We start from the raw sequence: 12810 nt of genomic DNA, 5'->3' as shown, positions 1-12810 counted from the left end.
GGTTAAGTGTGAAGAAGTCCCATGAGCTGCAGCAGGCGGCTGGTGTCAAGGGGTTTGGCCATGCAGCATTCGGCACCTGCGGCCAGCAGTGCAGCCTCGTTCTCCGGGTTGAGGTAGCCGCTCATGGCAATCACCCGTACATCTGCCAGGCCGGGAATTTGCTTGATCTGGCGACAAACCTCCACGCCATTGATGCCTGGCATCATCAAGTCCAGCAGCACAATATCGGGCGAAAACGTGTGGACTTTCCGACCGGCTTCAAAACCGTCAGAGGCGGACTCGACCACGGTTTGATGCACGCCATCGTCCAGCAGCTCTTTGAGAAAACCCACCACAGCGCGGTCATCATCCACGATCAACACCCGCAGTAGCCCTTTGTTTCCTGCCGGGTTCCACTGGCGTGCAAAACGTTCCACCTCTTCGCTGCGAAAGCGGCGATGCCCACCGGGGGTGACTTCTGCTTGCAACAGACCTTTTTGGGCCCAACCACGTACCGTCACGGGCGACACCATCATCCATTGCGCCACTTCGGTAGGGGTCAGAAAAGCCTTGTGTTTGAGTTCATCACTCATGTGGTTTGTTCCGTTTCAAAATTGTTCCCAGTTGTCGGTACCGGTTTTGGAGCCTGACAGTGCTGGGGCTGCTGTATGGCGCTCTATTTTCATACGGGTCACATTGGTTGGACGGTTGAGACTGCGCCGCATGGGGGATGAATTTTTTTCCTGAGTCAATGTGGGTAAGCGAGTGCTTGTCCGTTTGACGGGTGGTTGGTCGTTGGCCGCATCATCCGGGTCGAGTTTGAACACCGCTACGGTGCCCACCAGGTCTTGCGCTTGTGTTCTGAGGCTGCTGGCCGCCGCCGCCATTTCTTCCACCAGGGCGGCATTTTGCTGCGTGACCTGGTCCATTTGTGTGACCGCTTCGCCCACTTGACTGACACCTTGGCTTTGCTCACGGCTGGCTGCGCTGATTTCGCCCATGATATCGGTCACACGCATGATGCTGCTGACCACATCACCCATGGTGACCCCGGCTTGGTCTACCAATGTGGAACCCTGTTCGACACGCTCCACACTGGCACCAATCAGGGCCTTGATTTCTTTGGCTGCAGCGGCGGAACGCCCGGCCAGACTGCGCACCTCAGTGGCGACTACCGCAAAGCCACGGCCCTGCTCACCGGCACGGGCAGCTTCCACTGCCGCATTCAGTGCCAGGATATTGGTTTGAAAAGCAATACTGTCAATGACGCTGATGATGTCAAAAATACGTTTGGACGAGTCGTTGATGTGCTTCATGGTTTCCACCACCTGGGCGACCACTTCGCCGCCATGAACCGCCGTGGCACTGGCGCTCAGAGCCAGTTGATTGGCCTGTGTGGCGCTATCGGCATTTTGCTTGACCGTGGCGCTGAGTTGCTCCATGGAGGCAGCGGTTTCTTCCAGGGCACTGGCCTGACTTTCTGTGCGGGCACTGAGGTCATGGTTGGCTTGTGCAATTTGTGAGCTGGCAGCAGCCACACTTTCAGAGCCCTGTCGCACGGTGTTGACCACTTTGGACAAGCTGCCTTGCATGTCAGACAGGGCAACCAGCACCTGGGACACTTCGTCTTTGCCATCCAGTTGAATGTGGTGGCTCAAATCACCTTGGGCCACCGCATTGGCAATGGTCAGTGCTTTCCCCAGCGAGCGGGAGATGCTGCGAATCATTCCGATACCCAGCAAGATCGCTACCAGCAGTCCGGCCAGAATAGTGCCTATAAACCACCAGCGCTGGGCTTCATAACGGGCCTGTGCTGCGGTGTATTCGTGTTGAGCTACATCCACTTGAAGCTGCATTAAATTGTTAATGTCTTCTCGCACCGGCGCATACAGCGTACGTATTTTTTCAAATACCAACTGACGTGCACCATCCATGTCGTTGGCGCGCAAGGCTGCAATGGTTGGCTGAAGGCCTTCCTGCACAAACCGAGCACGATCTTCAGCCAGTTTTTTAGCCAACCGGTCCTCCTCGGGTGTCAGGTTGCTGCTCGCGTAGGAGACCCATATTTTTTGGATGCTTGTGATGTTGGCTGTGATATCGGCAATTCCCTGATTGATTTCTCCGGGTGTCGGGTCGAGCAGCGCACCGGCTATGGCCAGGCGGTTGCGCAGGTTCAGTGCGTTAATCTCGGCAATCTGTCCGATAGGTACGGTTCGGTCTTCGTACACGGATTTGAGGGCATCGTTGGTTTGGCTGATGCCATTCAAACCAAAACTGCCGATGACAATCAGGAGTGCCGACATAAGTGCAATCAGTAGGCTCAGTCGGGTGGAAATTTTGAGCTGATTCATGGGTGATCTTTCATCAATGAAGGGTGTATGGTGTTGGTTGCCAGCTCAGTGCATGGCCTGGGATACCAGGCCCATGTCCGCACTGGACATGAGTTTTTGGATGTCCAGCAAAATCAGCATGCGTGGGCTGTCGCCGTTTTGCACCGTGCCCAGGCCGATGATGTGTTCGGTTTCCAGCGCATTGCTGCATTGAGGTGCAGGCTGGATGTCCGTGGCTTGGAGTTTGATCACGTCAGAGACCGAATCAACCACCATCCCCACCACGCGCTGGCCGATATTGAGCACGATGATGACGGTTAACCCGTCATAAACCACTTCGCTGAGTCCGAACTTGATACGCATATCGATGATGGGCACGATGACCCCACGCAGGTTCATCACGCCTTTGACAAACGGTTGAGCACTGAACATGCGGGTGGGCTCGTCATAACCACGGATTTCCTGCACATTCAGAATATCAATGCCGTACTCTTCGCGGCCCAGGCGAAAACTCAGGTATTCACCAGTCGTTTGGATAAGGGGGGGTGTTGTTGCCGTTTCAACGGTAGGTGGCTTGCTATTCATGGCAGGAAAAATGAAGTGATCAGAACTCGAGATGAATCCCTTTGAAAGCAAGTCTATCGCATCGAAATAATCGTGTAAAGCGATTTAATCGATTTAGTCGTTTAAATTGATTTTTTCGGTTAAAGCGTTCAATTTCGAACAAATAGGCTCTTGCTTGGCACCAATGCCAAGCCTCAAACCCTTGAAGCCTTCGAAACGAGAGATTGAGTGCTGGTGTGAGTCAGGTGATCAGGTGCTCTCACGCACCTGCAAGGTGTAGGAAAGATCAACACAGCGGGGTTCCACCGTTTCGCCTCTGATCAGCGCCAGCAGCATGCTGGCGGCGGCAGAGCCGATCTCTGAACGCGGGGTACGCACCGTGGTCAAGGTGGGCACCATCTGGTCACTGCCGGTCAAGTCATTGAACCCCGCGATGGCCACACGTTCTGGTACCTGGATACCCAAGCGGCTGGCAGCCAGCAGGGCACCTTGCGCCAGGTCATCGTTGCAAAAAAAGATGGCATCTACATCAGGGTGTTTGTCCAGAATGTCACTCAGCATCCGGCCACCAAGTGCCATGGAGGAGGGGGCTGGGTCCAGCCATTCCAGCTCAGGGTGATACAGGCCCGCCTGAGTCATCTCGTCACGCCAGCCCTCAAGCCGCTGTAGTGTGCGCGGATCAAGTTGTGCCCCTGCAAAAATGACCCGGTGCCGACCACGCAGCAACAAATGCCGAGTCAATTCAGCCCCCGCATCCTTTTGCGAAAAACCAACGCTGTTCACCCCTTCCGCGCCGGCAGTTTCCATCAAATGGACGCAGGGTATCTGGCTTTGGTGTATGAGTTTTTTGGCCGCCTCGGTACGCTCAAAACCGGTCACCAGCAGGCCCGCTGGCCGGTGCAACAGCAGTTCACGCAACAACACCTCTTCTTCGGCGGGGTCATAGTGTGTTACCCCCATCAGCATCTGAAAACCCGCTGGCCGCAGCGTGCGCTGGACGGCTTCAAGCAAATCCACGAACAGGGCGTTGGACAACATGGGTACCAGCACCACTACCTGCGCACTGTGGCGCGAGGCCAGCGCACGTGCTGCGGGGTCGGGCACATAACCCAGGTCGGTGGCAGCAGCCTGCACCCGGGCCACCAATTCGGCATCCACCGCACGCTCGCCGCGCAGCGCCCGCGACACGGTGATAGGGCTGACCCCCGCAGCACGAGCCACATCTGCCAGAGTGACACGGCCAGTGGCGCGGGATCGGGGAGATGGTTTGGCAGTCGGCATAGGGGTAAATACTTATTTTTGAAACGAAGCTTGGGTGTAGGATAGCGCTATCCGAACGACAAGGTCAAGCCCAAAGTTTCTGAATTGTGGCGTATACAACGCTCAGCTCAACGGATTTTGGTCGTGACTTGTCTTTTTATTTAACTGACTTGGATAGCGCTATCCATTAACCAAATGAATCCTTCCATTGTGATCATGGGCGTGGCCGGTTGCGGCAAATCCAGCTTGGGGCACACACTGGCTCAGGCGCAAGGCTTGCCGCTGATTGAAGGCGACGACTTTCATGGCGAAAGCAACCGTGCCAAGATGAGTCAGGGGATTGCCCTGACCGATGCTGACCGTGCGGGCTGGCTGGATACCCTGGCGCAGCAATTGATGGCGCATCCACAAGGGGTGGTGCTGACCTGTTCGGCTTTGAAGCGTGCTTACCGCAACCGATTGCGCCAGGCTTGCCCTGAGTTGCATTTTGCGTTTCTGGACATCAGTCGTGAGCAAGCACAGGCGCGGGTGTTGGCGCGCGCTCATGAGCATTTTTTCTCCACCAATTTGGTAGACAGCCAATTTGCCACGCTGGAAGTGCCCAGCGCGGAGCCAAGGGTGTTGACCCTGGATGCCACACAACCCCTGATGCAATTGCAGCAGCAGGTAAGCACCTGGTTACAAACCAAGGAGGTCGCATGAGAACGACGCTTGACACTTCCCGCAAACCATCGCTGTTCACCCGATGGAGCCAAACTGCCATGGCTGTCTGCCTGGGTGTCATGGCGGTATCGGTGTTTGTGAATGTGGTTCTGCGCTACGGTTTTGGCAGTGGTATCGCAGCCAGTGAAGAGCTTTCAAGGTTGCTGTTTGTCTGGATGGTTTTTATCGGTGCCACGGCGGCCTATCCCGCCGGCGAACACATGGCGTTCACCAGTCTGGTGGCCGGTTTGCACAAGCATCCCCAACTGATGATGGCGCTCACCTTGTTGATTCGATGTCTGGTGGTGCTGGCTTGCAGCCTGATTGGCTGGGGTGCCTGGCAGCAGGTGGTGGTGGGTTTGGACAGTTATTCGGTCGTGCTGCGGTATCCCACCGCCTTGTTGCCGCTTCCGGCACTGTTATGTGCTTTGGCGATTGGCCTCATGGCTTTGATTGAATTGGTTAAACGGACACCGCTGGACTTGGGTCACGGCACAGATGTGGAGTAAAACATGAGCAACGAAGGTTTGGCATTTATTGTTTTCACCGTCGGCATGCTGGCCCTGATGGGTATAGGCATGAACATGGCCATGGCGCTGGTACTCACTGGCGCAGGCATGGCCTGGGTGCTTGAGTTTTGGGACACCCAACTGCTGGCGCAAAACCTGGTGGCGGGGGTGGATAGTTTTCCGCTGTTGGCGGTACCGTTCTTTATTTTGGCGGGTGAACTGATGAATGCGGGTGGCATCAGCCAACGCATCATCAGCATGGCGCAAGCCTGGGTTGGTCACATTCGCGGCGGACTGGGCTTTGTGGCGATTGGTGCTGCGGTGTTGATGGCCAGCATGAGTGGCTCAGCCCTGGCGGATACGGCGGCCTTGGCCACGATTTTGCTGCCCATGATGCGTCAGCAAGGGTATCCGATGGCCACTTCGGCCGGCTTGATTGCCTCTGGCGGCATCATTGCGCCGATCATCCCGCCCAGCATGCCTTTCATCATCTACGGGGTGACCACCAACACCTCGATTTCGTTGCTCTTTCTTTCGGGCATCGTGCCAGGGCTGATCATGGGGGTGGGACTCATTGCCGCCTGGAAATGGGTGCTGCGTGATCTGGACTTGCCCCAAGGCACACCGCTGCCCATGAGAGAACGGGTCACCGCGACATTCAAAGCCTTTTGGGCTTTATTGATGCCCATCATCATCATTGGCGGTATGAAAACCGGTGTCTTCACGCCGACCGAAGCCGCGGTGGTGGCCGCGTTTTATGCACTGATCGTTTCCTTGTTCATTCACCGTGAAATGAAGTGGGTGCAAGTTCATGATGTACTGGTGCGTGCCTCCAAAACAACCGCCATCGTGATGTTTTTGTGCGCCGGTGCCCAGGTGGCCAGTTACATGATCACTTTGGCAGACTTGCCGAATGTGCTGACCGGATGGCTGGGGCCATTGGTGGATAGCCCCAAACTTTTGATGCTGGTGATGATGCTTGTGTTGGTGGTGATTGGCACCGCGCTGGATCTGACGCCCACCATTCTGATTTTTGCGCCGGTGATGCTGCCAATTGCGGTCAAGGCGGGTATTGACCCCGTTTATTTTGGCTTGATGTTTGTGCTGAACGGTGCCATTGGGCTGATCACGCCGCCAGTCGGTACCGTGCTTAACGTGGTAGCGGGTGTGGGGCGTATGTCCATGCACCAGGTCATCAAAGGGGTGAATCCATTTTTGATCACCTACACGGTGATTCTGCTTCTGTTTGTGTTGTTCCCGCAGATCGTGACCGCGCCAGTGGCGTGGATGCGCTGATGCTTGCCTTGTTCTTTCCTTAACTTCTGGAGACATATCATGACTTTTCTTCGCAGAACCTTTGTTGCCATGGCCAGCACCGCTGTGCTTTGTGCCTCGTTTTCAGCGCTTGCACAAGACATCAAACCGCGTCTGATCCGCTTTGGTTATGGCCTGAACGAGCAGAGTAACCAGGGCCGTGCCGCCAAGGTGTTTGCCGACGAGGTGGCGCGACTGTCGGGTGGCAAGATGAAAGTGCGCGCCATTGGTGCCGCTGCCCTTGGCCCGGACAACCAGATGCAGCAAGCCCTGATTGGTGGCGCACAGGAAATGATGGTGGGCTCCACCGCCACACTGGTGGGCATCACCAAGGAAATGGCACTGTGGGACACGCCGTTCCTGATCAGTAACACCAAGGAGGCCGACATTCTGCTTGACGGCCCGATTGGCGAAAAGGTGAGCGCCAAACTGCAAGACAAGGGCCTGGTCGGACTGGCCTATTGGGAAAACGGTTTTCGCAACCTGACCAACAGCAAACGTGCCATCACCAAGATGGAAGACATGAACGGCATCAAACTGCGTGTGATGCAAAACAATGTGTTCTTGAGCAGCTTCCAGACCCTGGGGGCCAATGCCATCCCGATGGCATTTTCCGAACTGTTCAGCGCGCTGGAAACCAAAACGGTGGATGGTCAGGAAAACCCGTTCAATACCATTTTGTCGAGCAAGTTCTATGAAGTGCAGAAGTACATGACGGTGACCAACCACGTGTACAGCCCGTGGATTGTCACCGTCAGCAAAAAATGGTGGGATGGCTTGTCCAAAGACGAGCAAAAAGTGCTGAGTGATGCCGCCAAGACCAGCCGTGATTTTGAGCGCAAAGACACGCGCGACGAGGCCTCCAAAGCCATGGCCAACCTGAAAGCCAAGGGGATGGAGATCAATGAATTGTCACCCGCTGAAGCCACACGTATGCGCGACAAGCTGACCAAGGTGTACGCCCTGATCGCTGCCGATGTGGGCATGGATTTGTGGAACGAAACACAAGCTGAGTTGAAGAAAATTCGGGCTGCCAAGTAACCCAGGCAACGAATGTCAGAGCCTGGTTTGTTGTAATCACACGGCCCCTACCTTCACCGGGGAATGAACAAAATTTATAACAAATCGGCCTTCTGAGTTTGATATATAAGCGTAAGAAGCTATTGAAAATGTAGCGTAAATGATTCTGAACAGCAGGTTCAGGTGGCTTCAAACTGGGCGGCGTTTTTGCCCTTGAAGGGGGCATAAAACGCCTTGATTTTGACCATATCGGCTTCCAGATCCCCACTGGGCAGAAACATCGGCCCCAGGCCGCTGATTTTGCGCTCGTAGTCCATGTAGGCCAGCACGATCGGTACCTGGGCCGCCACGGCAATGTGGTAGAAGCCACTTTTCCAGTAACGCACCTTGCTGCGGGTACCTTCGGGTGGCACGATCAGTTGCAATGCACCGCAGGCATTTTGCAGGGCTTGTGCCGAGGCGGCCACCAGGTTGTTGGATTTGGAGCGGTCTACCGCAATGCCACCGAGCCAGCGCATCAGTGGCCCAAACGGAAAGTTGAAAATACTGGCCTTACCCATCCAGTAGATGTTCAGCCGCAGCGCAAAAGCCACCATCAGGGTGTACGGAAGGTCCCAGTTGCTGGTGTGCGGGGCAGCAATAAAAACACTTTTTTGCCCCGCTTCAGGAAGTTGCCCCATGACTTTCCAGCCCGCCAGTTTCAGGTAGGCCAAAGAAAATGCGCGCAGCAAGGTGTTGACGATGGGGGTGGAAAAGATGGTTCGGTGCATGGGCTGAATCGGTTGTGGGGGAGTCCAGCAGCCCTTGAAAAGGCACCAAACAAGGCGTATCGGGCGCAAATTATGGCGTAAATCCATGCGCACAAACTGACGGTAAGCGTGTCGATGCTCAAGGTGATGAGCCGCTTGGGTGGCGGATCTCTGGGTGACAATCAAGCGGTTGTTGGCTGGTGATGACATGGGAAAAGTTCATTCATGGTTTCTTCTTCTCGCAAGGGTTTGATGCAAAGTACCTGGGCCAGATGGCTATTGGGCTGTTTGTGTTGCGTGGCCGTCATTGGTTGGGATGTGGTGCACCGCATGCCAGCCCCACCGTCGGCACAGGCATGCTGGCCTGTCACAACCCCGCTGGGGAACAAGCCGCTGGTGTTGCAGGCCAAGGGCCACATTCCCATGCCGCCCGATACCCCGGCAGCACACGCCAGCAGCTTATTGCCCATGCCCGCTGACGGGCCGCAGTCCGTGCTGGCTTTCTGGTTTGCCGGTACCAAGGAAAGTGCGCCAGACATTGGTATTGCCGCCTCTGGTTTTGACCGCGCCACGCAGCAGTGGCAAGCTGCACGTTTTGTTGTGGAGCGGCAGGCCCTTGGACAAGTGTTGGGCTTTGGTGTGCGCCGCATCGGCAACCCGGTGGCCTGGCTGGACGCGGATCACAAGGTGCATTTGTTTGTTGTGGCGACCGGGCCGGGCGGCTGGGCGGCCAGCCGGATTGTGCATTTGCGGCAAAGTAACGCAGGTGCGGGCATGGCGCAGCTGGCGTTTGAGCCGGTACGGGTGTTACCGCTGTCCTGGTGGTGGAATGTCAGCTATCTGGTACGCACCGCACCTTTGACTTTGCAAGACGGCGGCATGGTGCTGCCAGTACATTTTGAGCTGGGGCTGAAGTACCCGGTGGCGCTGCGGTTTGATCGTCAGGGGGAATTTTTGGGAATGGTGCGTATGTCGCAACGCACCCATGTGTTGCAACCCACATTGGTGATGCAGTCTGAAAGCCATTGGCTGGCCCTCATGCGCGACCAGCGGCCCGAAGGCCGGGTGACGGTGGCGCAGACGCAGGATGGTGGTCAGCATTGGCAAGACACCCCCGACTTGGCCCTGGTCAACCCGGATGCCTCGGTGGCTGCGCTGGGTCTGGCCCCTGGGCGCATGTTGCTGGCGCACAACAGCTCAGCGCATACACGCACCCTGCTGGACTTGAGCCAGTCGGCCAACGGGCAGGACTGGACGCTGGCACAGCCATTGGCGCATGGCAGCGCGGCGCAAGAGTTTTCTTACCCAGCCCTGGCCTGGGCCGATGACAGTCTGTGGGTGAGTTACACCGACCAACGCCAGCGGATTGCCTGGCAGCGTTTTGGCATAAACCCGTAAGGTGTATCGGCATGGATCTGAATTTTTTTCAATCGTTTTTGAATAGCAATGCCGCCCCTTGGTTGCCAAGCGCTGCTTCGGCGCGCTGGGCTTTGCATGGTGCTTGGGCCGTGGTGTTGGCTGCCTGTGTGTGGCGTGTAGGGCTGAGCTTTGAATTGAAGTGGCGTTGGGGATTGGCTGCACTGACGCTGTTATGGGTGCTGTGGCCAGGGTCTGTATCACCAGCTTATTGGCTGGGATTAGCGTTTCAGTCGCCAAGTTTGATGAGTGTGGCGCTGTGTTGGGCCTGGGCGTTCCAGGAGCGGCCACATTGGGCATTGGCCAGTCATGCTGTGCCAACACTGGCATGGCCAGACGTGGTGTTGATGGTGGTGGGCACCGTGCTGGGTTGGGTGTTGCTAGGTGACATGCTGGCTTGGTGGTCAGTGTCGGTTTACGCCTTGGGTTTTGGTACGCCTGTATTGGCCTTGGTGTGTGCCGTGGCTTTGTGGTTAGGGGTGGCCGGTGGTGTTGGTCAACGTGCCGTGTGGAGCCTGGTGATGGTGTTGCTGGTGTTTGTGGTTACCCGCTGGCCCAGCGGTAACTTGTGGGATGCACTGCTGGACCCGTGGCTGTGGCTGGTGTTGCAAATCAAGGGGTTGGCGCTTTTACGGCAACCGAGGGCACGCTCGCTGCGTTGGTGAGCAACCATTCGCGTCTGAACAGCCATTGCTCGGGATACCACACATTGACCAGTGTGATCTCACCACTTTGATGTCGGCCTTTGACTTCCCAGCGCTGGCCCAGCACGGTGCATTGTGGTGTGCACAGTGGTTCGGCGTTTTCATCACGCGTTTGTAACCACACCACAGCCTGGTGTTTTTCAAGCAGAGCGTTTAAAAAAACAGCGTTGTCAGCTCTTGAAAAGGGAGCACGCCCGTCACCGTCATAGGGCACAAAGTGATTGCCTGGCAGGACAAATTCAAAGCGTTCGAACTGGCCATTGAAGCTGCTGGGCACCGCCACCTTTTGTGCTTGCAGCTGCGCCAGCACTTGGGCGCTGTAGTGGCCTGATGATCCGTTCAGTGGCACGGTAGTCAGGCCAAATACGGCAAATACTGCCAGACAGGCAGCCAAGGTGCAAGCGCGTGTCCAGGCCGGTTTGAACAAGCCCGCCAGCACCAAGCCCAGGCCGATGGCCACAGCGATCAGGGTCAGGGCCACATCTCCGGTTTGTCCCAAACCAAACACCTGCTCGGCCCAGGCAATCCGGCCCAAAAAGCCGATGAACACGCCGCACAGCAGCAACGAAGGCACAAACCAGATGCGCCCGATGTGTTCCCAGCACAGCGCCAGCACCATGGCCAGCGCGGGCATGGCCGGAATCAGGTAGCGTGCCGAGCGCTGGCTGGGCAAGGTGAACACCGCCAGCCAGACGGCCAGCCAGATCAGCAACAGCAGAAAGTTGATGGGCTGGGAGGTCAATGCTTGCCAGTGCCTGCGCCAGAGTTGTCGTACCCCCAGAGCCATCAAACCGAACACGACAAAAATCAGCAAACCAGCGTTTTGCGCATAGCCGAGCAACTGCGCCCAGATGCTGAAGCCGCCTCCTAGCAGAGCGGTGTGCCAGTAACCGGCGCTGTTGCTCATTTTGCCGGCGTTCTCGCCCACCACAAACTCCTGCCAGACGGCAGCCGGGTCGGGGTCGAGCACAAACCACAGGCTAAAAATGCTCAGAGCGATGAGTGCACTCAGGCTGACTTTGAGTGTGATCTGAAAAGTCTTCCTCCAGTTTAATGGTGACTGTGTGAGCAGCTGGGCGCACCACAGCGTGGCGGCTGCCGGTGCCGCCAGTGCAAATGATTTGTAGGCCAGTCCCAAGCCCATGGCGAGACCAAAAAGTGCGTGAGCCAGCCAACCCAAAGTCGCCTGGCTATCACTTACGGTAACTGGGTGAGTGGCGGCGTTGGGCTTGGTGTTGGGGCCGCGCAGTGTCCACCACAGCAGCACAAACATCGGCAGATTCAGCCAAAAGGTTTCAGGTGCACTGGTGAGGTAAGTACGACCAAAACGAAAGGTGCAAAAAAAAGCCAGGTAGAGGCAGGCCGCCAGCAGGCCCCGGCCCACATCACGACGGATGCGTTGCACAGTAAAGCCAATGGCTGCCGCCAGCAGCAGGGTATAGACCACGCTGGGCGTGCGCAGCGCCGCCATGCTCCAGTGTTGGCCCCAGTCACCGGCCACCATGGCTTGCCAGATCAGCAGGGGTGGTTTGGTGTTGCGCATGTGATCCAGTTCGGACACCAGCGGCAGCCAGTGGCCGCTGGCGGCAGTCAGGCGGGCAATGTGGGTGTAAACCAGCTCGTCACCGTTGGTGGGCGCATATTGGCCATCCAGGCCCAGCACGTAGGTGAGGGTCGCCACCAGCAACAGGCTCAGCCAGAGCAGGGTACTGGTTTTTCCACGTGTGGGTGTGAGCTGGGTGACGGCTGCGGTGGACATGGTCTATTTGGGCGTGTGATGGCGAAAAGTCCAGCGGTCATTGGCCAGAAAGTTGCTCACGCTGGCGACCACGATGGCGATCACATTGGCCAGCAGGTAGTGCAGTGAATGTGCCAGCCACAAGGTCAGGCCGTATTGCAGGCCAATGCCCAGCCAGGAGGCCAGCGCGTAACGGCCGAGTTGGCTGGTGATAACCGTCCAGCGGGTGTGGGCCAGTTGTTCGTGGTGGGCATGCGCGGCTTTGACGCGGTCAGCCCAAGTCCACAGGCGGTTCCAGGTGAAGTTGTTCACCGTGGCCACCGCAATGGCCAGCGCCAGCGAGGCATACAGGCGCTGGCGCGGGTCAGCGATGAGGGCAAACAAATACTCTTGGGCGACAAACAGCACGGCCATGTTGACCACCGTACCGCTGGCCCCCACCAGGCCAAACTTGATGTAGCGAAAGCCCTTGAGCCACTCCATGAGTTGATAGACGCGCTGTTGCAGGTCAGGGGTTGAAGGCAT

General features: G+C 56.9%; 13 protein-coding genes. 6 read left to right on the top strand and 7 right to left on the bottom strand.

Annotated features, from left to right (window positions below; genetic code table 11):
- Nucleotides 1-2: 2 nt before the first annotated feature.
- The 4 genes from LDN84_RS17030 to gntR form a co-directional block, all read right to left on the bottom strand.
- Entirely contained in the window at nucleotides 3-572 is a 570-nt protein-coding gene (locus tag LDN84_RS17030; RefSeq protein ID WP_223904617.1) for a response regulator, read from the bottom strand.
- A gap of 15 nt (nucleotides 573-587) precedes the next feature.
- Nucleotides 588-2330 carry a methyl-accepting chemotaxis protein gene (locus LDN84_RS22940; RefSeq protein WP_255610373.1) on the bottom strand — a complete coding sequence of 581 codons (1743 nt, stop codon included), beginning with the start codon at nucleotides 2328-2330 and terminating at the stop codon, nucleotides 588-590.
- Nucleotides 2331-2375: 45 nt separating this feature from the next.
- Nucleotides 2376-2894: a chemotaxis protein CheW gene (locus tag LDN84_RS17015; protein WP_223904616.1), complete on the bottom strand. Its 519-nt coding sequence runs from the start codon at nucleotides 2892-2894 to the stop codon at nucleotides 2376-2378.
- Nucleotides 2895-3122: 228 nt separating this feature from the next.
- On the bottom strand, nucleotides 3123-4154 hold the full coding sequence (gntR, locus tag LDN84_RS17010; protein WP_223904615.1) for an HTH-type transcriptional regulator GntR: 1032 nt from the start codon (nucleotides 4152-4154) through the stop codon (nucleotides 3123-3125).
- Nucleotides 4155-4328: 174 nt separating this feature from the next.
- Here gntR and LDN84_RS17005 point away from each other — a divergent pair, with 174 nt between their 5' ends.
- The 4 genes from LDN84_RS17005 to LDN84_RS16990 are packed head-to-tail and all read left to right on the top strand — an operon-like array spanning nucleotide 4329 to nucleotide 7699.
- Nucleotides 4329-4835, top strand: a complete 507-nt coding sequence (locus tag LDN84_RS17005) for a gluconokinase (RefSeq protein ID WP_223904614.1) — start codon at nucleotides 4329-4331, stop codon at nucleotides 4833-4835.
- A complete protein-coding gene (locus tag LDN84_RS17000) occupies nucleotides 4832-5344 on the top strand; it encodes a TRAP transporter small permease subunit (RefSeq protein ID WP_435405895.1) in 513 nt (170 codons plus the stop codon). The genes LDN84_RS17005 and LDN84_RS17000 overlap by 4 nt, the downstream gene beginning before the upstream one ends.
- A 3-nt stretch (nucleotides 5345-5347) precedes the next feature.
- Entirely contained in the window at nucleotides 5348-6640 is a 1293-nt protein-coding gene (locus tag LDN84_RS16995) for a TRAP transporter large permease (protein WP_223904613.1), read from the top strand.
- 39 nt (nucleotides 6641-6679) lie between these two features.
- Nucleotides 6680-7699: a TRAP transporter substrate-binding protein gene (locus tag LDN84_RS16990; protein ID WP_223904612.1), complete on the top strand. Its 1020-nt coding sequence runs from the start codon at nucleotides 6680-6682 to the stop codon at nucleotides 7697-7699.
- A 158-nt stretch (nucleotides 7700-7857) separates the two neighbouring features.
- Here the strand turns inward: LDN84_RS16990 and LDN84_RS16985 are convergent, their stop codons facing one another.
- Nucleotides 7858-8448 (bottom strand): lysophospholipid acyltransferase family protein, encoded by a 591-nt coding sequence (locus LDN84_RS16985; RefSeq protein ID WP_223904611.1) that lies wholly within the window; start codon nucleotides 8446-8448, stop codon nucleotides 7858-7860.
- Nucleotides 8449-8652: 204 nt separating this feature from the next.
- On the opposite strand from LDN84_RS16985, the gene LDN84_RS16980 reads away from it, so the two are divergent.
- Both LDN84_RS16980 and LDN84_RS16975 read left to right on the top strand, forming a co-directional pair.
- Nucleotides 8653-9825: an exo-alpha-sialidase gene (locus tag LDN84_RS16980; protein WP_223904610.1), complete on the top strand. Its 1173-nt coding sequence runs from the start codon at nucleotides 8653-8655 to the stop codon at nucleotides 9823-9825.
- A gap of 11 nt (nucleotides 9826-9836) precedes the next feature.
- Nucleotides 9837-10508, top strand: coding sequence for a hypothetical protein (locus LDN84_RS16975; RefSeq protein WP_223904609.1), 672 nt, complete (start codon nucleotides 9837-9839; stop codon nucleotides 10506-10508).
- On the opposite strand, the gene LDN84_RS16970 is transcribed toward LDN84_RS16975, so the two are convergent.
- Nucleotides 10456-12306, bottom strand: coding sequence for an ArnT family glycosyltransferase (locus LDN84_RS16970; RefSeq protein WP_223904608.1), 1851 nt, complete (start codon nucleotides 12304-12306; stop codon nucleotides 10456-10458). The two genes, LDN84_RS16975 and LDN84_RS16970, sit on opposite strands and share 53 nt — an antisense overlap.
- A 3-nt stretch (nucleotides 12307-12309) precedes the next feature.
- Nucleotides 12310-12810 carry a GtrA family protein gene (locus LDN84_RS16965; RefSeq protein ID WP_223904607.1) on the bottom strand — a complete coding sequence of 167 codons (501 nt, stop codon included), beginning with the start codon at nucleotides 12808-12810 and terminating at the stop codon, nucleotides 12310-12312.

The organism is Rhodoferax lithotrophicus, from assembly GCF_019973615.1.
Taxonomy (GTDB): Bacteria; Pseudomonadota; Gammaproteobacteria; order Burkholderiales; family Burkholderiaceae_C; genus Rhodoferax; species Rhodoferax lithotrophicus.
The sequence above is the reverse complement of the archived record's forward strand: the minus strand, read 5'-3'. Positions and strand labels throughout refer to the sequence as shown.

Bases quoted from the DNA above. Each gene is read 5' to 3' on its own strand.
- LDN84_RS17030 (WP_223904617.1), bottom strand. From the start codon at position 572: ATGAGTGATGAACTCAAACACAAGGCTTTTCTGACCCCTACCGAAGTG.
- LDN84_RS22940 (WP_255610373.1), bottom strand. From the start codon at position 2,330: ATGAATCAGCTCAAAATTTCCACCCGACTGAGCCTACTGATTGCACTT.
- LDN84_RS17015 (WP_223904616.1), bottom strand. From the start codon at position 2,894: ATGAATAGCAAGCCACCTACCGTTGAAACGGCAACAACACCCCCCCTT.
- gntR (WP_223904615.1), bottom strand. From the start codon at position 4,154: ATGCCGACTGCCAAACCATCTCCCCGATCCCGCGCCACTGGCCGTGTC.
- LDN84_RS17005 (WP_223904614.1), top strand. From the start codon at position 4,329: ATGAATCCTTCCATTGTGATCATGGGCGTGGCCGGTTGCGGCAAATCC.
- LDN84_RS17000 (WP_435405895.1), top strand. From the start codon at position 4,832: ATGAGAACGACGCTTGACACTTCCCGCAAACCATCGCTGTTCACCCGA.
- LDN84_RS16995 (WP_223904613.1), top strand. From the start codon at position 5,348: ATGAGCAACGAAGGTTTGGCATTTATTGTTTTCACCGTCGGCATGCTG.
- LDN84_RS16990 (WP_223904612.1), top strand. From the start codon at position 6,680: ATGACTTTTCTTCGCAGAACCTTTGTTGCCATGGCCAGCACCGCTGTG.
- LDN84_RS16985 (WP_223904611.1), bottom strand. From the start codon at position 8,448: ATGCACCGAACCATCTTTTCCACCCCCATCGTCAACACCTTGCTGCGC.
- LDN84_RS16980 (WP_223904610.1), top strand. From the start codon at position 8,653: ATGGTTTCTTCTTCTCGCAAGGGTTTGATGCAAAGTACCTGGGCCAGA.
- LDN84_RS16975 (WP_223904609.1), top strand. From the start codon at position 9,837: ATGGATCTGAATTTTTTTCAATCGTTTTTGAATAGCAATGCCGCCCCT.
- LDN84_RS16970 (WP_223904608.1), bottom strand. From the start codon at position 12,306: ATGTCCACCGCAGCCGTCACCCAGCTCACACCCACACGTGGAAAAACC.
- LDN84_RS16965 (WP_223904607.1), bottom strand. From the start codon at position 12,810: ATGCCTTCAACCCCTGACCTGCAACAGCGCGTCTATCAACTCATGGAG.